This is a genomic window from Desulfuromonas versatilis (assembly GCF_019704135.1).
Classification (GTDB): domain Bacteria; phylum Desulfobacterota; class Desulfuromonadia; order Desulfuromonadales; family NIT-T3; genus Desulfuromonas_A; species Desulfuromonas_A versatilis.
Genome location: NZ_AP024355.1, coordinates 4,544,230 through 4,564,318 on the forward strand (window position 1 = coordinate 4,544,230; position 20,089 = coordinate 4,564,318).

16 protein-coding genes and 1 pseudogene are annotated in these 20,089 nt (G+C 65.0%); 5 read left to right on the forward strand and 12 right to left on the reverse strand.

Translation table 11 applies throughout. The annotated features are described in order from the left end of the window. Nucleotides 1-51: 51 nt before the first annotated feature. Together DESUT3_RS20325 and cysM are read right to left on the reverse strand one after the other, a co-directional pair. Entirely contained in the window at nt 52-423 is a 372-nt protein-coding gene (locus DESUT3_RS20325; RefSeq protein WP_221250323.1) for a DUF3024 domain-containing protein, read from the reverse strand. 15 nt (nt 424-438) lie between these two features. Next, nucleotides 439-534 (reverse strand): annotated as a pseudogene (cysM, locus tag DESUT3_RS21375) (cysteine synthase B); the annotation flags it as partial. Between the two features lie 196 nt (nt 535-730). On the opposite strand from cysM, the gene DESUT3_RS20330 reads away from it, so the two are divergent. Then, entirely contained in the window at nt 731-928 is a 198-nt protein-coding gene (locus DESUT3_RS20330) for a Rho termination factor N-terminal domain-containing protein (RefSeq protein ID WP_221250324.1), read from the forward strand. Nucleotides 929-943: 15 nt separating this feature from the next. On the opposite strand, the gene DESUT3_RS20335 is transcribed toward DESUT3_RS20330, so the two are convergent. The 7 genes from DESUT3_RS20335 to DESUT3_RS20365 form a co-directional block, all read right to left on the reverse strand. Further along, nucleotides 944-1,345 carry a DoxX family protein gene (locus DESUT3_RS20335; protein ID WP_221250325.1) on the reverse strand — a complete coding sequence of 134 codons (402 nt, stop codon included), beginning with the start codon at nt 1,343-1,345 and terminating at the stop codon, nt 944-946. Nucleotides 1,346-1,373: 28 nt separating this feature from the next. Next, nucleotides 1,374-3,215, reverse strand: coding sequence for a UbiD family decarboxylase (locus DESUT3_RS20340; RefSeq protein WP_221250326.1), 1,842 nt, complete (start codon nt 3,213-3,215; stop codon nt 1,374-1,376). A gap of 601 nt (nt 3,216-3,816) precedes the next feature. Continuing rightward, complete coding sequence (locus tag DESUT3_RS20345) at nt 3,817-4,683, reverse strand: NAD(P)-dependent oxidoreductase (RefSeq protein WP_221250327.1); 867 nt, start codon at nt 4,681-4,683, stop codon at nt 3,817-3,819. Nucleotides 4,684-4,747: 64 nt separating this feature from the next. Beyond that, on the reverse strand, nt 4,748-5,269 hold the full coding sequence (locus DESUT3_RS20350; RefSeq protein ID WP_221250328.1) for a hypothetical protein: 522 nt from the start codon (nt 5,267-5,269) through the stop codon (nt 4,748-4,750). Between the two features lie 119 nt (nt 5,270-5,388). Next, nucleotides 5,389-6,780, reverse strand: coding sequence for a dihydrolipoyl dehydrogenase family protein (locus DESUT3_RS20355; protein WP_221250329.1), 1,392 nt, complete (start codon nt 6,778-6,780; stop codon nt 5,389-5,391). After that, nucleotides 6,777-8,612, reverse strand: coding sequence for an acyl-CoA dehydrogenase family protein (locus DESUT3_RS20360; RefSeq protein ID WP_221250330.1), 1,836 nt, complete (start codon nt 8,610-8,612; stop codon nt 6,777-6,779). The genes DESUT3_RS20355 and DESUT3_RS20360 overlap by 4 nt, the downstream gene beginning before the upstream one ends. Before the next feature lie 7 nt (nt 8,613-8,619). After that, a complete protein-coding gene (locus DESUT3_RS20365; protein ID WP_221250331.1) occupies nt 8,620-8,808 on the reverse strand; it encodes a hypothetical protein in 189 nt (62 codons plus the stop codon). 129 nt (nt 8,809-8,937) lie between these two features. Here DESUT3_RS20365 and DESUT3_RS20370 point away from each other — a divergent pair, with 129 nt between their 5' ends. From DESUT3_RS20370 to DESUT3_RS20385, 4 genes are all read left to right on the forward strand, one after another. After that, nucleotides 8,938-9,645: a hypothetical protein gene (locus DESUT3_RS20370; protein WP_221250332.1), complete on the forward strand. Its 708-nt coding sequence runs from the start codon at nt 8,938-8,940 to the stop codon at nt 9,643-9,645. A gap of 51 nt (nt 9,646-9,696) precedes the next feature. Beyond that, a complete protein-coding gene (locus DESUT3_RS20375; protein ID WP_221250333.1) occupies nt 9,697-11,139 on the forward strand; it encodes a hypothetical protein in 1,443 nt (480 codons plus the stop codon). A gap of 221 nt (nt 11,140-11,360) precedes the next feature. Then, nucleotides 11,361-14,204 (forward strand): HEAT repeat domain-containing protein, encoded by a 2,844-nt coding sequence (locus tag DESUT3_RS20380; RefSeq protein ID WP_221250334.1) that lies wholly within the window; start codon nt 11,361-11,363, stop codon nt 14,202-14,204. Next, nucleotides 14,201-15,367, forward strand: a complete 1,167-nt coding sequence (locus tag DESUT3_RS20385) for a HEAT repeat domain-containing protein (protein ID WP_221250335.1) — start codon at nt 14,201-14,203, stop codon at nt 15,365-15,367. The genes DESUT3_RS20380 and DESUT3_RS20385 overlap by 4 nt, the downstream gene beginning before the upstream one ends. A 6-nt stretch (nt 15,368-15,373) precedes the next feature. Here DESUT3_RS20385 and uvrB read toward each other — a convergent pair whose 3' ends face one another. The 3 genes from uvrB to cheB all read right to left on the reverse strand — a co-directional run bounded on the left by uvrB (nt 15,374) and on the right by cheB (nt 20,075). Next, nucleotides 15,374-17,371 carry an excinuclease ABC subunit UvrB gene (gene uvrB, locus DESUT3_RS20390; protein ID WP_221250336.1) on the reverse strand — a complete coding sequence of 666 codons (1,998 nt, stop codon included), beginning with the start codon at nt 17,369-17,371 and terminating at the stop codon, nt 15,374-15,376. Nucleotides 17,372-17,518: 147 nt separating this feature from the next. After that, nucleotides 17,519-18,964: a cysteine--tRNA ligase gene (cysS, locus tag DESUT3_RS20395; RefSeq protein WP_221250337.1), complete on the reverse strand. Its 1,446-nt coding sequence runs from the start codon at nt 18,962-18,964 to the stop codon at nt 17,519-17,521. A gap of 73 nt (nt 18,965-19,037) precedes the next feature. Continuing rightward, a complete protein-coding gene (cheB, locus tag DESUT3_RS20400) occupies nt 19,038-20,075 on the reverse strand; it encodes a chemotaxis-specific protein-glutamate methyltransferase CheB (protein WP_221250338.1) in 1,038 nt (345 codons plus the stop codon). Between the last annotated feature and the right edge of the window lie 14 nt (nt 20,076-20,089).

Here is a 20,089-nt window from a genome sequence, read left to right on the forward strand (position 1 = left end):
TTAGATTATAGCTTTTTCGGCAGCGATTGCAGAGAGGCCGCGGAAAGGGTCCTACAGGGCGGGCCGGGTCAAACCGTCCCAGAAAAGCCCCAGGGGATCGGCGTCAAGATGCTGGAGCAACTTCCCGAGATGGAGCGAGGGCGGAGCATTCTGGTAAAAAACCCAGCGCTGCTCCCCGCTGGGATAATGCAGGGTCCACTGTCCCAGCAGGGCGATGTAGCGAAGCTGGGCCACCGGAACCCGCTGGGGGAGCCCGGCCTGAACGGGCCCGAAGCGCAGGGCCACCAGGGTTATGGCATCGCCCTCGATCTCGTAGATGACTTTCAGCCGGTGTCCGAAGTCCTCGGGCACTTTTTGGGCGCAGTACCGGTCCAGGAGTTTTTCGGCCGATTTGCGGACCAACTCAGGGAGGGCCATGGGCATTCTCTTTTCTCCGCATCAGGGAGGACAGTCGGCACAGGCAGAGCGGAACAGGGAGGTGCTCAGATAACGGTCTCCCCGGTCGGGGAGCAACACCACCAGGGTTCCGGCGGCCCCCTCGGCGGCCCATCCATGATATCAGTGCCTCCCCCGGAGTGACAATGAGGGATTTTCCCTCGCCACCCCTTTTGCGTCCGCCTTCGGGAACAGCGCGAAAACATTGGAGCCTGCCAATACTGGCTTGACAGGGAGTGGGAGTGTGATTGATTATATCGCGCTGGTCACCGCATGAACCAAGGAGAAGGAACCCATGAATGTGACGGAAATCCGCGACCGCGCCAAAAACGCCGGGGTGAAACAGGCCGCCAAGCTGCGCAAGGCCGACCTGATTCGCGCCATCCAGGTCATCGAGGGCAACCAGGGCTGCTATGGGGTGGAGTGGCGATTCAGCTGCGGGCAGGCGGACTGCTGCTGGCGGCAGGATTGCCTGACCCCGAATCCCGGTTGAGCGAAAGTCATCAGATCAGCCCCGGTCGACGCTGTGGCGGCCGGGGCCGATGAAGACCAGGCTGAGAAACAGGATGCCGACCTCGATGGCGTGGGAGGCGCCCTGCAGCCCATCGCCGCGGCCCAGGTGCATGTTGGCCGCTACCGCCATGGTGAAGGCCAGCACCAGGCAGGCCGGGCGGAAAAACAAGCCGAGAATCAGGCAGAGCCCACCGAAGAACTCGCTTGCTCCAGCCAGAGCCCCCCAGACCACCGGGAACTTATAGACCCCCAGGTAGTTCATGGCGGCGCCGAGCTTTTCCCAGCGTTCCGGCCCCCCGAGCAGTTTGGGTCCACCGTGCAGCAGAAACATGGCCCCGACCCCGACCCGCAGCAGCAGAAGGCCGAAATCCCGATATTTCCCCAACGACTTCCACATCAGTCCGTCCCCTTTCGTTAACCTAACATCAGATGATGCCGTGCAGCGGCTGCCCTGGCGCGCCCAAGGCGTCGACCCGCCTCTCGACCGCCGGATCGTCCACCAGCGGCGGCGCATGGTGGGACTTGTGACGGGCATCGATGACCAACGGGCCGCTGCAGCCCCAGTGTTTGCTGCGGGTGAATTCACCAATTCCATACACATCGCTCGCGGGGTTGGAGCGGGTGAAGGTGACCCAGAGGAAATTGTTCAGGGTGCGGGCGGTGAATTCGCTGTCGTCGACCACCACCAGCAGGGGGAAGCGGTGGATCGGATCCTGCTGCCCGAACGCGGCGCAGAAGGCCGTCAGCGCGGGGTCCTGCTCACCCCGGCCCTGCCCGGCCGGAGGCCCCTGCACGGCCAGCACCCCGGGCAGGGCCAACCGCGGCGCGGAAAAGCCCGGGGGCAGAGACAGCTCGGCGGGGATTTCCGTCGGCAGCTCCCGGCGCCGCTCCCCGGCGGCGGCGATGACCACCTTGGAGCCTTCATTGAGGCCGGTGCCGGAATAGTCGAGGGTGTCGATGGTGGTGGCGGTCTGGAAATGCAGATCGCGCCGCCAGTCGACCCGCTCCAGCAGGTGGCGAAAAAACGCGGGGATGTCGTGGACATCCAGCTGCGGGGCATCCTCCCGGGCGGTCAGCAGCAGGTACTTGGCGAGGGAGAGCTGGCCCTGGCCGAGAATGGCGTTGCCCAGGGTCAGCAGCTCCTGGGGGGTGCGCTCGGCGGCGTAGGGAAGGTAGCGCTCGCTGCCGATGGCCAGCAGCAGCGGATGCACCCCGGCGGCGTCCACCGCGTGCACCGCGTGGACCCCCGGCAGCACCGTGGGGATCAATGAGCCGGTCAGCTCATGAATGAAGGCGCCGAAGCTGGTGTCCTCCTGGGGCGGGCGGCCGACGGTGGTGAAGGGCCAGATTGCGCCGGGGCGATGATAAACCGCCTCGACCCGCAGCACCGGAAAATCGTGGGCCAGGCTGTAGTAGCCCAGGTGATCGCCGAAGGGCCCCTCGGGCAGGATTTTGGCCGGATCGATGGTGCCGGTGATGCAAAAATCGGCCTCGGCCGGAATCGGCAGTCCCCCGCCCGGACGGACCAGGGGGATGCGGTGGCCGCCGAGCAGACCGGCAAAGGCCAGCTCGGGCATCCCTTCGGGAAGCGGCATGACCGCAGCCACGGTGAGGCTCGGCGGACCGCCGACGAAGATGTTCACGCGCAGCGGCTCGCCGCGCTCCAGCGCCTCGGCATGGTGCACGCCGATCCCGCGGTGGATCTGGTAATGCAGGCCCAGCTCGCGCCCCGGCTGGTATTTGCCGCCGGAGATCTGTACCCGGTACATCCCCAGGTTGGAATGGCGAACCCCCGGATCGCCGGGGCTTTCGGAGTAGACCTGGGGCAGGGTGATGAAGGCACCGCCGTCCGCGGGCCAGCTCTTGAGCTGGGGCAGAGCCTCGATGCTGGTGCGGTGGGCAAGGATGGGGCCGCTCTGCACCCTTTTCGGCAGCAGGTGCCAGGCGCCGCGCGGCGCGTCCAGAAATGCCCAGGGGTTCCGCAGGGCCCGGGCCGGGTTGACCTTGAGGTCGACCAGCCGGGCAATGGTTTCGCGGGTGTCGCGGAAGATGTACCGGGTCCGCTCGAGAGTGCCGAACAGGTTGCCCAGCATCGGGAAGTCGCACCCCTTGACCCGGGTGAACAGCAGGGCCGGCCCGTTGGCCTGATAGACCCGCCGCTGAATGGCGCCGACCTCCAACTCGGGGTCGACTTCGCAGCTGACCCGGATCAGCTGTCCGCTGGCCTCCAGATCACGTACACACTCGGTGAGATTGCGGTAGCCCATGACGGTACCTCTCTCAAATAGTCACTGCCTGGACGGGCGCCATTCCCGCGCGGGGGAGGAATTCCGTGAAATTTCGATGCGATTCCGCGCTATCACGGTTTCAGGCGAACCTCGCCCGTGGAAAACGCCCCGCCGGAGGACAAAAGCCCCGTTCCGGAACCCTGCCGGCAGCAAAAATTTAAATTCAGGTCAAATTACTTTGTTTCAGGCCGGGTTTTTGGCCCACATCTGGCAAGCACGGGAAGGTAACAGCCAGCCGGCAGAATGAACAACGCGGCACCGCATAACCCATTGCACGGAAGAGGCCCAGCGTGGCGCCGCCTCCAGCAGAAGCGGCGTACCAAATTCGGAACATTCTGGATGCTGAGTGACCGTCGGGGAGGGGGCGAGGGTCGCCCGACAATTCCGTGCAATGGGTTATGCGGTGCCGCGTTGGCCGATGGCTTAACTGGCGCGGGAATGCAGCCGCCGCCCTAGAGCATAGCCCCGTAAACAGCCGAGTTCAACAAAAATTTTCCGGATTCCGGCATGCTCTGGTCCTCCCCCCGCGGGGAAGGACGATCCGCCATTACCTTCCATCTGCCAGGCACGCCCCCCTTCTTCAGTCAGCCTTGACCGCCCGGAAAAGCGCCGAAAAATCCTCCTCTCCCAAGCCCAGGCTGCGCGCTTTCTTGAACGCCTCGTTGGCGGTGGCGGCGGCGAACAGAGGCTGCGCCACCTCGTCGCCCAGCCTCAGCGCCAGACGCAGATCCTTCTGCATATGCTTCAGAGGGAAGTTGACGGTGAAGTCCCCCGCCAGCATGGCGCTCCCCTTCCCCTTGAACATGGGGTTGGCCAAAGCGCCACCGGCCAGCACCTCGAGCAGCTGCCGGGGATCGAGCCCCCCCTTTTCGGCCAAGGCCAGGGCTTCGGCGAAGATCGCCATCATCCCGCCCATGACCATGTTGACCACCAGTTTCATCTGCGCGCCGTTGCCGAGCTCCCCGAGATAGAAAGACTGCTTGCCCATCTTGTCCAGGGCGGGGCGCGCCTCCTCGAAGAGCCCGGCGTCGCCGGCCGCCAGAATCAGCAAGGTCCCCTCCTCCGCCGGTTTCTTGCTCCCCGAAACCGGAGCCTCGAGAAACCGCCCTCCCCGGGCGAGGACCGCCGCGCCTATTTTCTGCGAGGTTTCGGCATCGACCGTGGACATGTCGACATACCCGTGGCCGGGCGGCAATCCCTCGAGCACCCCCCCGCCGGCGAAACAGACCGCTTCGGCGGCAGCCGGATCGGCGAGCATGGCGAAGGTCACCCCGCACTGCTCCACCACCTGCCGCGGCGAATCCGCCTGCCTGGCGCCCAGCGCGACCAGCGGCGCGCACTTTTCCGGGTTGCGGTTCCAGACGACGACCTCGAAGCCGGCCCGAACCAGGTTGGCCGCCATGGCGCTGCCCATGATCCCCAGGCCGAGAAATCCGAATTTAGTCATGCTCTGCTCCTTTTGAAAGGTAAATAGCTCAGGGGTGCCATCTTACCCGCCAGTCCCCCTGCGTTCAATCCCCTTTCTGGCCGACAAAGTAATCTTCCTTGTGCTTGAACAGGACGTTGAAAGTGGTCAATGACCCGTAGATGCGGGTGACATACTGCTGAAGATTCACCTTGTCCTCGTCCGTCAACCCCTTGTGGGCATTGATCTGCTGCTCCATGACCCGCAGGCGGTCGCGGACCATGACGATTTTGTGGAAGAAGACCTCGATGGGCACGCTTTTGCTCTGCAGCTCCGCCTTGGCGGGCTTGAGCAGCAGCTCGCCCCCCTCCCAGCGCTCGCCAAGCTCGATGGCGGGGAGCTCCTCCTCGCGCAGCTCGCGAACCGCCAGCCTGACCATCTCGTAGGCTGCCGAGTCGGCCTCCGACAGTACCGCAAGGTGAGCACGACCGACGAACGCCTGCTTGTCGTTGCGCGGGAAATAGACCGCGCACTTCTGGTTATCTCCGTAGCCCGAAGTATCCTCCACCCGGCCGATGCCATACTTTTCGTGGCGGACCAGGTCGCCTTTGAGCAGATCTCCACCCATGGATTTCTCCTTGAAAGAAAAAATGGAAAGGCAGCCGCCGTTGGGGCTGCCTGTTCAGGATAAATATTTCCGCCGATTCCGCAACTGCCTTGCCGGCGGCAGCGGCCCGCCGGCGGGTTTCAGGGGGCGGTTTGCCGGCGGACATTGTCCAGCGCGGCCAGGCGCAGCCCATCGCTGATGGTCGGATAGACGTGGACGGTTTCGGCCAGGTCGAAGACCGTCAGACCGAAGCGCACCGCCAGGGTCGCCTGGTGGATGATGTCGGCGGCCCGCGGCGCCAGCAGCTGAACCCCGAGCACCCGGCCCGAACCCTGTTCGGCGCAAAGCAGGATGCCCCCCCGGCGTCCGCCCATGACATGGGCCTTGGCCACCTGCTGCAGGTCGAGCCAGGTCTCCACCACATCCTTGCCGGCCAGCCGGGCCTGGTCGGGGGAAAGCCCCACGGTGGCGAACTCGGGATCGACGAAGACCGCCATCGGGGTGTTGCGGTGATCGATGCGCCGGTGGCGAGCGGGATCGAGCATGTTTTCTATCGCGACCTCCCCTTCGCGTGCCCCGGCGGGAGCGATCAGAGGGGGGCCCGTGACATCGCCGGCGGCCCAGATCCCCGGTGCCGTGGTCCGGCATTCCTCGTCGGTGGTGATGAAGCCGGCATCGTTGATTTGCACGCCGGCCTCGGCCAGGCCGATCCCCTCGGTGGCCGGCGCGGTGCCCACAGCCAGCATGATCTGCTCGGCCCGGTAGATGCGCTGCTCGCCCTCGACCTCCACCTCCAGACAGCTCTCCCCGGCCTCCCGAAAGGCCCGCCGGCTCTGCACCCCGAACACCAGTTCGACGCCCTCCTGGCGCAGCACGTCCTCGAAGATCCCGGTAAGTCGCGGATCAAACTCCTTGAGGGTGCGATCGCCCCGCTCGAGAATCGTCACCCGGGTCCCGAAGCGGGCGAACATCTGCCCCATCTCCAGGGCGATCACCCCGCCGCCGATGATCAGCAGCGAGGGGGGAAAGCAGGGCAGGTGCAGGGCCGAATAGCTGTTGAGATACCCCACCTCGCTCAGTCCCGGGATCTGCAGCGTTCGCGGGATGCCGCCGCAGGCGATCAGGAACCGGTCGCTGACCAGGATTTCCGCCCCCACCTGCATCTCCCGGGGGGAGAGAAAACGGCCGTGACCACGCAGCACGTGAATATCCTTGTTCTGGTCGAGCACCTTCTGGTAATGCTCCCGGCGCAGGGTCTTGACCGCGGCGTTCTTGGCGGCCATCAGCTGACCGCAGTCGACCGGAGCGGCGTTCAGGTTCAGCCCGTAGGGCTCGCCGCGGCGGGCCTCGAAATAGGCTTCGGCCTTGTGGATGAGGGTCTTGCTGGGGATGCACCCCCAGTTGACGCAGGTTCCGCCCAAGTGGCTCTGTTCCACCATCAGCACCTGCGCGCCCAGCTGCGAGGCCTTCAGGGCCGCCGCAAAGGCCGTGGTGCCCGAGCCGAGGATGACGATGTCCTGCCCGGAATTCATGAACGGTCCGCCTCGCCCTTCCAGGTGCTGAGGATGTTCTCCTCCAGTATGGGGAAGCGGCCTTCCAATACCTGCCTGGCACAGCGGTAGGCGAAGCGGTCGTCGTTCAGATAGACCGCCCGGTGCAGGTGCGCCAGGCGACGCCTTGCCTGGCGGCAGAACAGTTCGGCCAGCTCCAGCTCGCCGGCCTGCGCACCGGGGGCGGCCGCCCGGGAGAGGACCGCGGCCATGGCGAACAGTTCGGCCCCGCTGTCTACCAGGCGACCCAGGACTTTCTGCTTGCGCTGCAGCCCCTGCCGGTGCAGGGCGATCATATGGAACAGATCGCGCGCCAGGCGCCGGGTCGCCCGCTCGAGGAACCGCAGGTGCCGGCCCAGGCCCCCCGGAAGCTGCAGCGCGCCGGGGGTCTGGAACCGCGGAAGCCACAGGGGCGGATACCAGCGGGCGTAGAATTTGCCGGCGCCCAGAACGTCGACCTTCTTCGAGGTGGCCGAGGCGCCGGCCACCTTGAGATGGGGATCGAGGGCCTCCCGGGCGATGAACAGGTGCATGATCTCGCTGGTCCCCTCGATGATCAGGTTGATGCGGGCGTCGCGCAGCAGCCGCTCCATGGGCATCGGCGCCTCGCCCCGGGCCTTCAGCGAGTCGGCGGTTTCGTAGCCGCGGCCGCCGCGGATCTGCAGCGCCTCGTCCAGCCCCCGCCACATCGCCTCGGTGCAGAACAGCTTGGCCATCGCCGCCTCCAGGCGGATGTCGGTTTCGCTCCGGTCGGCCATGGCCGAGGTCAGCCAGGTAAGACTCTCCACGGCGTAGATCTCGGCCGCCAACCGGGCGATCTTGGCCGCCACCGCTTCGTGGTGGCCCACCGGCGCGCCCCACTGGCTGCGCTCGTTGGCCCATTGCACTGCCATCGCCAGGGCCTGTTTCATGGTGCCGCCGCAGGCCGCGGGGAGGGTCAGCCGGCCGGTGTTCAGGGTACGCAGGGCCAGGCGCAGCCCCTCGCCCAGCCCCACCACGATATCCTCGCGGCCCACCCGCACGTTGTTGAACTTCAGCAGCCCGTTCTGAATCCCCTTGAGCCCCATGAAGTCGCAGCGGTGCTCCACCGAGAACCCTTCGGCTTTGCCATCGACGATAAAAGCGGTGATCTCGGGGCGCTCGGCCTTGGGATCGTTGGTGCGGGCCATGACGATCAGCAGGTCGGCGATCGGACCGTTGGTGATCCAGAGTTTCTCGCCGTTGATCAGGTAGGCGGCGCCATCCTCGGTGGGCGTGGCGGTGGTGGTCATGCTCGAGGGATCGGAGCCGACATCCGGTTCGGTCAGGGCAAAGGCGCTGATCTCCCCAGCCGCCAGCCGCGGCAGATATTTCTTCTTCTGCTCCTCGGTGCCGAAGATCTTGAGCGGCTGCGGCACGCCGATGCTCTGGTGGGCCGAAAGCATGACCGCGGTGGAGGCGCAGTGGCTCGCCACCAGCTGGATGATCCGGTTGTAGTTGATCTGGGACAGCCCCAGTCCGCCGTAGTCCTTGGGGATCTTGATGCCGAACAGCCCCAGCTCCCGCAAGCCGGCGAAGACCTCGGCGGGAATCTCCTTCTCCCGATCGATGCGATCGGCGTCGACCTTTTCGGCGAGAAACCGGCGCAGCTTCTCGAGCAGCTCATCCGCCTGGCGACGGTCCTCCGGGTCCTGCTCGGGAAATGGAAACAGCAGGTCCGTATGCAGCCGACCCATGAACATTTCGCCGACAAAACTCGGCTTCTGCCACTCGGTCTCCCGCGATGCCTCGGCGACCTCCAGGGAGCGTTTCTCTTCAGCGCCTTGCCTGCTCATAATGATTTCAACCTTTCAGCAATCGGAAAATGGTTTTTTGCAATAAGGATAACAGGTATTTGCGGACCCGCATCCGGCACGCCGGCGGACGGTCCACAGATTCTTGCCGCCCGCCCGGCTGCCAGAGCGGCAGACGACCGACCCAGGAGGAGTTCCCGTACAAAAAATAATGGCTGAATAATTGCAGTAATGCCATGAAACTTTTCCATCCGTCCAACAATTTGACTTTTTTTGACGCCAAATCCTTAACAAGTTGCCATAAATCGGCACTTATGGTAGAGATTTGGGTCGACATTTAATCCTATTTGAAAGAAGGAGCGGTTCTATGAAGAGGGTTCTGGTTCTTGCATTGGTTGCATTGTTTTTCGGCGGAAGCGTCGCCCTGGCCGGTCCCTTCGGCCCGGCCAAGCCGGTGATGAAGGGCGGGCAGTTCTCCCTCGGCCCCGGCATTCACGTCTACAGCGCCGAATGGGAAAACGAAGGGATCGACGTTGAACAGGTCAACGGGTTCGCCCAGGCCGGCTTCGGCATCACGGACAATGTAGAGATCTACGGTCAGCTCGGCGCCGCCGACCTGAACATCGAGGGGATTTTCGACGACGAGGATTTCGAGGACGGCTACCTCCCCTTCGGTACCCTGGGCTTCCGGGCCCTGCTCACCGACCGCCGGCCCATCGCCATGGGGATCTTCGCCCAGGGAAGCTACTTTTTTGACACCTACGAGGACAGCGGCCTGATCGATGGCACCCCCGCTAAGCTCGAGTTCAACAGCATGTACGAACTGAACGGCGGCATCGCCCTGCACACCGAAATCGAGGGCGCCCTGCTCTACTTCGGCCCGTTCTTCTTCGTCCGTGAGGTCGACCTGGATGTCAGCAGCGCAACCTCCGACTCGGGCACCGTCGAGGAGGACAGCAACTTCGGCGGCTTCGTCGGCATCCGCTGGCCGCTGAAGAACGGCATGAACATCGAGCTGGAAGGCCAATACCGCACCAAGGCTTCGGTCGGCGGCTCCATCCAGTACGTATTCTGATTTTCCCCCAAGAATTGGTGGGCTGAACACCCATCAGGGAGGTAATCCGAGATGAGCAGGAAGTATCTTTTGGCAATCTGTATGATGGCGGCCCTGGCCCTCGGCGGCTGCGGCAGCGGCGGCGGTGGCAGCGACTCGCCGGTTCTGGGCGGCACCACCGGCGGAGGAACGACCGACGGTGGGACGGATGGCGGTACTGCAGACAACACCGGTGGAGGAACGGTTACAGGTGTCGGCACGCTCGGTGCTTTGACCGACATTGGTGACCTTCTCGGTGCAGGTGGCGACGCATGGTATGACACCGAGACGATTGACATAAACATTTTGGGCCAGATTATCGGCTCTTCCATGAGCGTGCCCATTTTTTGGGACCCTGCCTCACCAGATAGCATGACCATAATTCCCGGGCACCCAAGTGCCTATGACGACTACTTCGGACTGAAAACCACTCCATCAAACAACACCTTTGAGGTCACTAACCCTCTTCAAATTACTGACAGCGGGCTGGTTATCGGGAACTCCTTCACAAAAACGGGAGAAAGTGAATCCCGGGCCTATATCTGGGATTCGACATCCGATACCTTCATCGATCTTACTCCTCCAAACTATACAGACAACGACAACAAGCGGATAATCAAAGAATACTCCAACGTTGTTGACATCAATACCCACGGCGAGGTACTGCTCACCGCTGATAATGAAGATGGGAGATGGGCCTACTATTGGGATGGGGTTACCTTCGAAACCATCAGCGACTTGCAAGATGAAAGCGGTGCCACCCTGCCAGCGTTTGATGTCCCGAGACTATTAAGAGTCCCGTCCATTTTGGGGGCCACCAGTTCCACCGCCGTAGCTCTCAATGACAACGGCCAGGGAGTTGTCAATTCCGGCGATACGGCGGCATTTTTCGACCTCAACAATGGGGGGCGAGCCTCTCTTAACTCCTTGGGTGGAGCCTCGACCCAAGCCGTGGACATCAACAACTCTGGACATGTAATCGGCAACTCGGGTAACGAAGGCTTCTTTTGGCGGGGCGGTGTCATGTACCCCATCAGCAACCCCACCGGTGACACGGTTGTCGTGGTTGATATCAACAACAACGATCAGGTAGTGGGGAACTCTGGAGGCAAGGCATTTATCTGGCATTTGGACCTAAACAAGAATGGGGTGTTTCAGGAGATTGGTACCCTCGGTGGCTCAACCAGCACAGTAGCAGCCATCAACGATCAGGGCCTTGTCATCGGCACTTCCGAGACAAGCAATACCTACAGCGAGGGGAACATCAGCAGAGTTGTGGAGCATGGGTTCCTTTGGCGTAACGGTGCCATTTACGATCTTGGCGCACATTCTCCTCCAAATTACAGCTACCCTTTTCACCCAGACTTGTTCTTCAGCAGAGGCACTGCTATCAATGAAAACGGTGTTGTCGCAGGAGACTCTTTCAGTATCAATGCTCATGCGCGTGGCTTTACCTTGACACCTGTATTCCCCTGATTGCACCTCTTAGACAAAAATGCGGGGCCGTTTGGTCCCGCTTTTTTGTAGCCCCAACATATCAATATAATCTCCTGTATCTGGCAGAATTTTATCTGCTTAAATAGAAAATCAATTTTTTAACCTCAATCATGCAGAATGGGCCACAGGATTTGGTGACGAAATTGGACTGAACGAATTTTGCTAAGCTCCCATTATACCTTTTTTGAGTCTGCTCACTCGTGCGCCGTTTTCTGCTGACCAGCTGCATCGTCATTCTCCTGCTCGGCGCCTTTGGCCTGACGTTCTTCACCGTTTCGCCCTACCGGGTTTCCGGGCAGCCCTACCTGCGCTCCCTGAACGACTTCGTCTTACTCCTGGGCAGCGACCGCCCCGGGCCCTTCAGCGCCGACGGCTACCGGAAGCTGTTAGGCAGAGCCGGGCCGAAGACCCACCGCCATGTCGAAGACAAGATCCGCCGGAAACTGCTGCGCTGGGGCGAGCCGATCATCCCCCTGCTGATCACCGATCTTGAGACCACCTTCGACCCGGCAAAGCTGCGGTTTATCGCCGGCACCCTGGGTGAGCTCCAAGCGGAACCCGGGGCGCTGGCCATGGCCGAACTGCTGCTGCGCCTGGAGGGCGATCCGCGCGATGTCCCCGGGGTGCGCCGGGCGCTGCTGACAGCGCTGGAGAAAAGCCGGGCGGCGGCCGCCGCCCCGCAGCTGATCGCCTACCTTGGGCAGAACCCCCGGCACCGCAGCGAAGTCTACGCCGCCCTCGGTGCCCTGGGGCGGGCGGATTTTCTGCTGGATGAATTTCACCGGGAAACGGACTGGGAGCGCCGGGACGACCTGATCTGGCCGCTGGCGCAAACCCAGGCCCCCGAGGCGATGCGCACCCTGGCGCCGCTGCTGCTGCACCCGGACAATCACCTGCGGATGCGGACCATCAGCGCGCTGAGTCAGTCAGCGCGGGAAGCGGCCATCGATGCCTGCCTGGAGGTACTCGGCCGGACCCGGGATGAATATGTCTACAGCGCGGTGATGCAAGCGCTGCTGGCCAACCGCTTCGCCGCCGACAACCCGCGGGTAGTGCCGTTTTTGCGGCAGTTCCTGAACCACCCGGGACTGGCCTGGGAGGCGAACTACGCGCTGGCGCGGATCGGCTCGGCGGAGGCCATCGACGCCCTGGCCTCGCTGGTCGGCACCCAGGACCCGCACGCGGTGATGAACCACTTCGAATATCTGGGCTCCGCCGCCTTTCCCCTGATCGGAAAATTTCTCGCCTCGCCTGACCCCTACGCGCGGCGCCAGGCGATCTACAAGCTGGAGGAGATGCTTGAGCCGCAAGCCATCCCGCTGCTGCGCCCCCTGCTCCAGGACCCCGATTACTGGGTGAAAAAGGCCGCGGGCGAGGCCATCCTGGGGCTGGAGAAGCTGCAGCTGTTCAAGAGCTTCACCGAATACCTGCCGGAAAGGGCGGGCCGGAGCGCCTGGCGGGGATTCCGCTTCGAAATGAGCTGGGGTTTCAGGGACGGTTTTGCCCACGGGATCAGCATCTTCAAGTGGCTGCACCGGCTTGGCCTCGTGGTTTCCCTGGGCCTCGGGCTGCTGCTGATCTTCAACCTCTGGCGGGTCTTCGAGCCCTACCGCTTCAACCTGTTCGTGCAGTTTCTGCTGGTCAGCGGCTTCCTCGGCGATTTTTTGCTGTACGATGAAGCGCTCGGCGATTTCGGCCAGCACTACCTGCTCGCCACCGGCTGCCATCTGCTGCTGTTGATCGGGTTTTTCTGCAAGGAGAACAAACCCCTGCCGGGACAGCTGGGCAACCGCTTCGCCCGCCTGGGTGGGGCCAACCTGGCCCTGCTGGCCCCACTGCTGCTCTGGTTCGGCACCCCGGCCCTGACGCAGGCGCTGCGCCGGAACCTGGTGGATTTCGCCAACGTCTGGCCTGGCCTGGTGCTGCTTCTGCTGGGCTGCCTGCTGGTCATCGAACAGTGGGCGCTCCCCTGGAACCTGCTGCGCCCTTCGGCCAGGCGGCAGCGACGGCTGAGCGCCTTGTTCTCCACGGCGATCCTGGGCTGGATCGCCTGGCCCCTCTGGCTGCAGGTCTGGATAGCCGTCTCAGCCGGCAACCAGGACCAAGCGACCTTCCACCTGCTGCTCCTGCTCCCCTTCGCCTGGTTGCTGCTCAGACACTGGTTGACCCTCAATCCCTTCGGGCGGCAGCGCAGCTTCGAACTGCCCCGCCCGCCCCTGCCCGACTGGCAGCTGGCCAGCGACGGCGAGCGGATCAGCCTGCGCTGGCAACCTGCGGCCAGGGGCCTGCTCCAGCCCCTTCTGCAGCTGTTGCCGGTTCTGGGAGCAGGCTTCGCCGCCGCGGCCCTGGCCGGGTTCTACCGCGGCGGGGGCCCCGGTTTGATCCTCTCGCTGCTGGTCGGGCTGGCCGGCGCGGCGCTCGGCGGGCTGGTCAGTGAATTTTTCCGCCCCCGGGTGATGCTGCAGATCGAGGATGGCTACCTGCGCTGCGGCCTTCCGCGCCTGGGAGGCACCCTCGGCGCCAGCCGCTGGTCGCGCCACCTGTACCTTCCGGACGCGGTACGCGCCCGCCTGGAGCGCCGAGCCGCTCCTGCCGGCGGGGGGCTGAGCGAGGCGGAAAAGGGCTGGATCGAGCGCTTGCGCCTCATCAGCGGCCAAGGAGAACCCGGCAAGCTCCCTCGGCAGGCAAAACTGGCCGCCAGGGCGCGGCTGCTTTGGTCCAGCCAATCAGCAGACCTTCTGCTGATGGATCTGCAGGTGAAAAACCTCTCCCCTGGGCCCTTCAGCCTGGCCATGCTGGACCGGCAGAGCGGCAAGCTCAGCTGGAAGGCGGAGCTGGACGGAACCCCGGTGGAGCTGATGTTCCACCGCCGCCAGCGCGAGCAGCTGATTCCGGCCGGCGCCGTCAAGTCCCTGCAGTTGCGGCTTTTTCCGCGGGGCGACCTGGCGGTCGGGCCGGGACCGGAGAAACTGACCCTGACCGGGCCGGCCGGAATCGCCCTCGAGCTGCCGCTGCCGGCCCGCGCCGGGGAGGTGGCCCGATGATTCGCCTGCTGCTGGTCTGCCTGTTGCTGCTGCCGAGCCTGGGATTTGCCAAGGGCCAGAGCGATTACGCGCGGGTTCTCGAGCAGGGCGACCCGGCCCGCTGGCACGAGGCGGTGGAGGGGTCTTTTGCCAAGCAGGGGCGGCTGGACTGGAAATCGCTGGGGGTCATTCTGCCGCGGGTGGAACGGATGGAGGCCCGCACCCGCCAGCTGGTGGCGGCCGGGTTGGCCTATCGCACCGAAGATCCGCGGGTGATCGAGGCGCTGGGGCGGCTGGCCTATGACGGGGATCCGCGGGTGCGCGAGGCGGCCCTCGAGTCCCTGCTGACTGGGAAGAGCGAAGCGGTGGCGCTGCTGCTGGAGGGGCTGCTGCAGCAGCCCGGGGACAAGGCCTGGAGGCTGGAGCGGAAAATCCGCGAGATCCGCGCCCGGCTGGCCGAACCCCAGCAGATCCCGCCGCCGCAGCCCGGGCCCCCCACATCGGCCTGGCGCACCGTCGGGCTGGCCGGCGCGGTGGGACTCTGCGGCCTGCTCGGGCTGCTGCTGTTCGTCTGGGGCTGGCGCCTGTTCCGGCTGCGCCGGGCGCTCGCCGATCTGTCGGTGGCCAACATCCGCTCGGCGGCCCTGGGCATCAACAACCTGCGCGGCGAAGTCCAGCCCTGCCTGAACCAGCTGCTGGTCCACCCGGCCAGCGGCGAACTCTGCGTCTACTATGCCGGGGCCGACCGCGACCATCCCGGGCACCGCTTCTGGCTGCTCGACGACAGCGGCCGGCTGCTGGTCGAGCCGGCCGGGGCGATCCTGCTCTCGGAAGACGGGGTGTTGATGCCGGGGGAGATGATCCAGCTGGTCGGGGATGTCCAGCCGCTTGCCCGCCGCGGCAGCGAACTGATCGTCGCCAAGCGCCGCGAACCGCGCCACCACCTGGAGAGGCTGGCCCACTTTCTGGTGAACGGCCTGCTCGGCCGGCTGTTTCGCGACAGCAGCGGCCGGGCCCTGTTCGCCGATCCGGCCCGGCTGTTCTGGATCTGGGACGATCTGGACAGCGCCCCCCTGACCTCGCGGCGCCAGGCCTGGTCGCTGTTCGCCACGGTGGCCGCCGCCGGCGCCTGGCTGGTGCTGCTGAGCGTCGCCCTGGTTTATCTGCTCGACGGGGCGGCCTGAACGCGGCTACCCCCCGAGCGCCAGCTCCCGCTTCTCCAGGGCCAGCAGCCTGTCGCGCAGCTCGGCCGCCTTCTCGAACTCCAGCTCGGCCGCGGCGGCGAGCATCTCCTTTTTGAGCCTTTCGATCTCCCTGCGGATCTCCCCGGCGGAATGGTACTGCTCCAGCTCCTCGGCGGCGACCGGCAGTTCCACGTAGTCCTTCTCGGCGATGTCCTCGAGGATGCTGCGCAGGCTCTTCTTGACCGTCGCCGGGGTGATGCCGTGCTCTTCGTTGTAGGCCAGCTGGGCGATGCGGCGCCGCTCGGTCTCGTCGAGGCAAGCCTGCATGGAGCGGGTCACCTTGTCCGCGTACATGATCACCCGGCCGTCGACGTTGCGCGCGGCCCGCCCGCAGGTCTGGATCAGCGAGCGCTCGCTGCGCAAAAACCCTTCCTTGTCCGCGTCGAGGATCGCCACCAGCGCCACCTCGGGGATGTCGAGCCCCTCGCGCAGCAGGTTGATGCCGACCAGCACGTCGAACTTGCCCTGACGCAGGTCGCGGATGATCTCCATGCGCTGCACCGTGTCGATATCCGAGTGCAGGTAGCGCACCTGGATGCCGAGCTCCTCGAGGTAGCCGGTCAGGTCCTCGGCCATGCGCTTGGTCAGGGTGGTGACCAGCACCCGCTGCCCTTGCTTGACCGCGGCGCGGAGCTCGTGGAGCAGGTCGTCGACCTGCTCTCTGGCCGGGCGCACCTCGATGGGCGGATCGACCAGTCCGGTCGGGCGCACGATCTGCTCCACCACCACGCCTTGCGCTTTCTCCAGCTCGTAGTTCGCGGGGGTGGCCGAGACGTAGACGGTCTGGATTCCCTTGGCCTCGAACTCCTCGAAGGTCAGCGGCCGGTTGTCGAGCGCCGAGGGGAGGCGGAAGCCGTAGTTGACCAGGGTCTCCTTGCGCGAGCGGTCGCCGCGGTACATGGCGCCGATCTGCGAGACGGTGACGTGGCTCTCGTCGATGAACAGCAGGGCGTCCTCGGGAAAATAGTCGAACAGGGTGGCCGGCGGCTGGCCCACCGCCCGGCCGTCGAGAAACCGCGAGTAGTTCTCGATCCCCTGGCAGTAACCCATCTCCTCCATCATCTCGATGTCGAACAGGGTGCGCTGCTCCAGGCGCTGGGCCTCAAGCAGCATGTTCTGGCCGCGGAATTGCTGCAGGCGCGCCAGCAGCTCGTCCTGGATTTCCTTGACCGCCCGCTCGAGGGTCGGCCGAGTGGCGACGTAGTGGCTGGCGGGGAAGATGGCGGTGCGGCCGATGCGGTCGATGACCCGTCCGCGCAGCGGGTCGATCTCGCTGACCGACTCGATCTCGTCGCCGAAGAACTCGACGCGGATCGCCCGGTCCTCCTCGTAGGCGGGGAAGATCTCGACGGTATCGCCGCGCACCCGGAAAGTGCCGCGGTGAAAATCGACGTCATGGCGCTCGTACTGGATCTCCACCAGGCGCTTCAGCAGCTGGTCGCGCTCCAGTTCCATCCCTTCCTCGAGCTGCACCAGCATGCCGTAGTAGGCCTCGGGCGAGCCGAGGCCGTAGATGCAGGAGACGCTGGCGACGATCAGCACGTCGCGCCGCGAGAGCAGGCTACGGGTGGCGCTGTGGCGCAGCTTGTCGATCTCCTCGTTGATCGAGGAGTCTTTTTCGATGTAGGTGTCGGTGACCGGGACGTAGGCCTCGGGCTGGTAGTAGTCGTAGTAGGAGACGAAGTACTCGACGGCGTTGTCGGGGAAAAGCTCCTTGAACTCGCCGTAGAGCTGGGCGGCCAGGGTCTTGTTGTGGGCCAGCACCAGGGTCGGCCGCTGCACCTCGGCGACCACGTTGGCCATGGTGAAGGTCTTGCCGCTGCCGGTGACGCCGAGCAGCACCTGGGCCGGGTCGCCGCGGCGCACCCCTTCGGTCAGCTCGCGGATCGCCTGGGGCTGGTCGCCGCGGGGCTGGTAGTCGGATTTGAGGACGAATTTGGCCATAACCTTAGCTTAAACCACGAAGGACACGAAGACCACGAAGGAGGACAAAAACCCAGACAGAAAAAAGCGCAGAAGTCACCGCCTCTGCGCTTTTAAAGGTTTGTCTTTGCTATCTTCGAGTCCTTCGTGTTCCTCGTGGTGATAAAATCACTTCACCTTCCAGGTGGTCCCGGCAGGACCGTCGAGCAGCTCGATCCCCTTGCCCGCCAGTTCGTCGCGGATCTGGTCGGCGCGGGCGAAGTCCTTGTCCTTGCGCGCCTGCAGGCGCTCGGCGATGGCGGCCTCGATCTGCTCGGCGCTGATCTCGAGGGTCGCCAGGGCGGCGAGCTTCTGCTTTTCCAGCCAGGCGGCCGGCTCGGAGCCGAACAGCCCGAGCACCCCGCCCAGGCGCAGCAGGCCCTGGTGCAGGTCGCGCACCGCGGCGACCTTCTCGGCGTTCTTGCGGAACTTCTTCTCGCCGATCAGCCGGTTCATGGTCCGCGCCCCCTCGAAGAGGTGGCCGATGGCCAGGGCGGTATTGAAGTCGTCGTCCATCGCCTCGCGGAAGCGGACCTCGAGCTGCGCCCCTTCTGCCGATTTGGTCTCGCTCTCGGGACAGCCGGCCACGGCCTCGGCGGCCGCCTGCAGCGCCTCGTAGAAACGGGTCAGGCCGTGCTTGGCGTCCTCCAGGTTCTGGTCGGAGAAGTCGATGGGCGAGCGGTAGTGGGCGCTGAGGATGAAGAAGCGCACCACTTCGGCGTCGTACGTCTTGAGGATGTCGCGGATGGTGAAGAAGTTGCCCAGCGACTTGCTCATCTTCTCCTTGTTGACGTTGACGAAGCCGTTGTGCAGCCAGTACTTGACGAAGGGCTTGCCGCTCGCCCCCTCGCTCTGGGCGATCTCGTTCTCGTGGTGGGGGAAGATCAGGTCGCGGCCGCCGCCGTGGATGTCGAAGGTGTCGCCGAGCAGGCTCGAGCTCATCGCCGAGCACTCGATATGCCAGCCGGGGCGCCCGGGGCCCCAGGGGGAGTCCCAGGAAGGCTCGCCCGGTTTGGCCCCTTTCCACAGGGCGAAGTCCATGGGGTTGCGCTTCTGCTCGCCGGGGGCGATGCGGGCGCCGGCCTGCATCTCCTCCATGTTGCGCTTGGAGAGCTTGAGGTAGCCGGGGAACTTCTCCACCGCGAAGTAGACGTCGCCGGCCGAGGCGTAGGCCAGCCCCCGCTCGATCAGCCGCTCGACGATGGCGACGATCCCGCCGATGTGTTCGGTGGCCTTGGGCTGGTGGGTGGGCAACTCCAGGCCGAGGGCGGCCATGTCTTCGTCGAAGGCGCGGATGAACTCCTCGGCCAGCGCCTTGCTGTCGATCCCCCGCTCATTGGCGCGGTTGATGATCTTGTCGTCGACGTCGGTGTAGTTGCGCACGTAGGTGACATCATAGTCGCTGAACTTCAGGTAGCGGTAGATGATGTCGAAGACGATGTTGGCCCGGGCGTGGCCGATGTGGCAGTAGTCGTAGACGGTCACGCCGCAGACGTACATCCCCACCTTGCCCGGCTGCAGCGGCTGGAACTCTTCCTTGCCGCCGCTGAGCGTATTGTAGACCCGCAAGGTCATGCTGAAATCTCCTGTTCGTTCTCCGGCCGCAAACTGGATGGACCGGGATCTTGAAACCTAACACAGAGCCCGCTCAATTGAAAGGCTCCCGCGTACCGACCAGCGCGGCCACCGCGGCCGGAATCCTCTCCAGGGACAGGGTCCGGTGGGCCGCCCCGCGGGCGATAGCCGCCCCGGGCATGCCGAAGACGGCGCTGGTCGCCTCGTCCTGGACGATGTTGTAGGCGCCGGCCTCCTTGAGCGCCAGCATCCCCGCCGCGCCGTCCTGCCCCATGCCGGTCAGCAGCACCCCCACCACCCCGGCGGCCCCTTCTTCGGCCAGCGAGCGAAACAGCACATCCACCGAGGGGCGGCAGCTGTTGACCGGCGGGGCTCCGCTGAGCAGCACCCGGCCGCCGCGCAGCTCCATGTGCTGGTCGGCGGGAGCGACCAGCACCAGGCCGGGCTCGGGCTGATCGCCGTTGTGGGCCAGCCGGACCCGGAAGGGGGATTCCTGGTCGAGCCAGCGGGCAAAACCGGGCGCGAACCCCTTGGCGATATGCTGCACCACCAGGATTCTCGCGCCGCACTCCACCGGCAGCTTCTGCAACAGGGTGAGCAGGGCCCGGGGGCCGCCGGTGGAAGCCCCGATCGCCACCAGGCTCCGCGGGCCGCCAGGCAGCCGCGGCACCGCGCTCGGCTCTCTCCTGCGGCGTCCGCCGAAATGGTGCATGACCCGCACCCCCGCCAGCAGGCGCACCTTCTCCAGGAGCGGCCCGATGAAATCCTCGCTGGCCTGCAGGCCCCCCTCGGGTTTGGCCATCACGTCAAGGGCTCCCATGCGGATCGCTTGGAAGGCGGTCTTGCCGTCGCCGGGGCTGCAGGTGGCCGAGAGCACCAGGATCGGCGTCGGGCAGGTGGCCATGATTTCGCGCACCGCCGCCAGCCCGTCCATGACCGGCATGACCACGTCCATGATCACCAGGTCGGGGGCCAGCTTGCGGGTCAGCTCGACGGCCTCGCGGCCGTTGGCCGCCTCGCCCACCACGACGATCTGCGGGTCCCGGGCGAGCATCTCGCGCAGCAGCAGCCGCACCAGGCGGGCATCATCAGCCAGCAAAACCTTGATCATCGCGGCCGGACCTT

Excerpts from the sequence above, each read along its gene's own strand:
- DESUT3_RS20340 (WP_221250326.1), bottom strand. The coding sequence starts at position 3,215 with ATGGGCTACCGCAATCTCACCGAGTGTGTACGTGATCTGGAGGCCAGC.
- cheB (WP_221250338.1), bottom strand. The coding sequence starts at position 20,075 with ATGATCAAGGTTTTGCTGGCTGATGATGCCCGCCTGGTGCGGCTGCTG.
- DESUT3_RS20375 (WP_221250333.1), top strand. The coding sequence starts at position 9,697 with ATGAGCAGGAAGTATCTTTTGGCAATCTGTATGATGGCGGCCCTGGCC.
- DESUT3_RS20335 (WP_221250325.1), bottom strand. The coding sequence starts at position 1,345 with ATGTGGAAGTCGTTGGGGAAATATCGGGATTTCGGCCTTCTGCTGCTG.
- DESUT3_RS20360 (WP_221250330.1), bottom strand. The coding sequence starts at position 8,612 with ATGAGCAGGCAAGGCGCTGAAGAGAAACGCTCCCTGGAGGTCGCCGAG.
- cysS (WP_221250337.1), bottom strand. The coding sequence starts at position 18,964 with ATGACCTTGCGGGTCTACAATACGCTCAGCGGCGGCAAGGAAGAGTTC.
- DESUT3_RS20345 (WP_221250327.1), bottom strand. The coding sequence starts at position 4,683 with ATGACTAAATTCGGATTTCTCGGCCTGGGGATCATGGGCAGCGCCATG.
- DESUT3_RS20330 (WP_221250324.1), top strand. The coding sequence starts at position 731 with ATGAATGTGACGGAAATCCGCGACCGCGCCAAAAACGCCGGGGTGAAA.
- DESUT3_RS20355 (WP_221250329.1), bottom strand. The coding sequence starts at position 6,780 with ATGAATTCCGGGCAGGACATCGTCATCCTCGGCTCGGGCACCACGGCC.
- DESUT3_RS20350 (WP_221250328.1), bottom strand. The coding sequence starts at position 5,269 with ATGGGTGGAGATCTGCTCAAAGGCGACCTGGTCCGCCACGAAAAGTAT.
- DESUT3_RS20365 (WP_221250331.1), bottom strand. The coding sequence starts at position 8,808 with ATGGCATTACTGCAATTATTCAGCCATTATTTTTTGTACGGGAACTCC.
- uvrB (WP_221250336.1), bottom strand. The coding sequence starts at position 17,371 with ATGGCCAAATTCGTCCTCAAATCCGACTACCAGCCCCGCGGCGACCAG.
- DESUT3_RS20370 (WP_221250332.1), top strand. The coding sequence starts at position 8,938 with ATGAAGAGGGTTCTGGTTCTTGCATTGGTTGCATTGTTTTTCGGCGGA.
- DESUT3_RS20385 (WP_221250335.1), top strand. The coding sequence starts at position 14,201 with ATGATTCGCCTGCTGCTGGTCTGCCTGTTGCTGCTGCCGAGCCTGGGA.
- DESUT3_RS20325 (WP_221250323.1), bottom strand. The coding sequence starts at position 423 with ATGCCCATGGCCCTCCCTGAGTTGGTCCGCAAATCGGCCGAAAAACTC.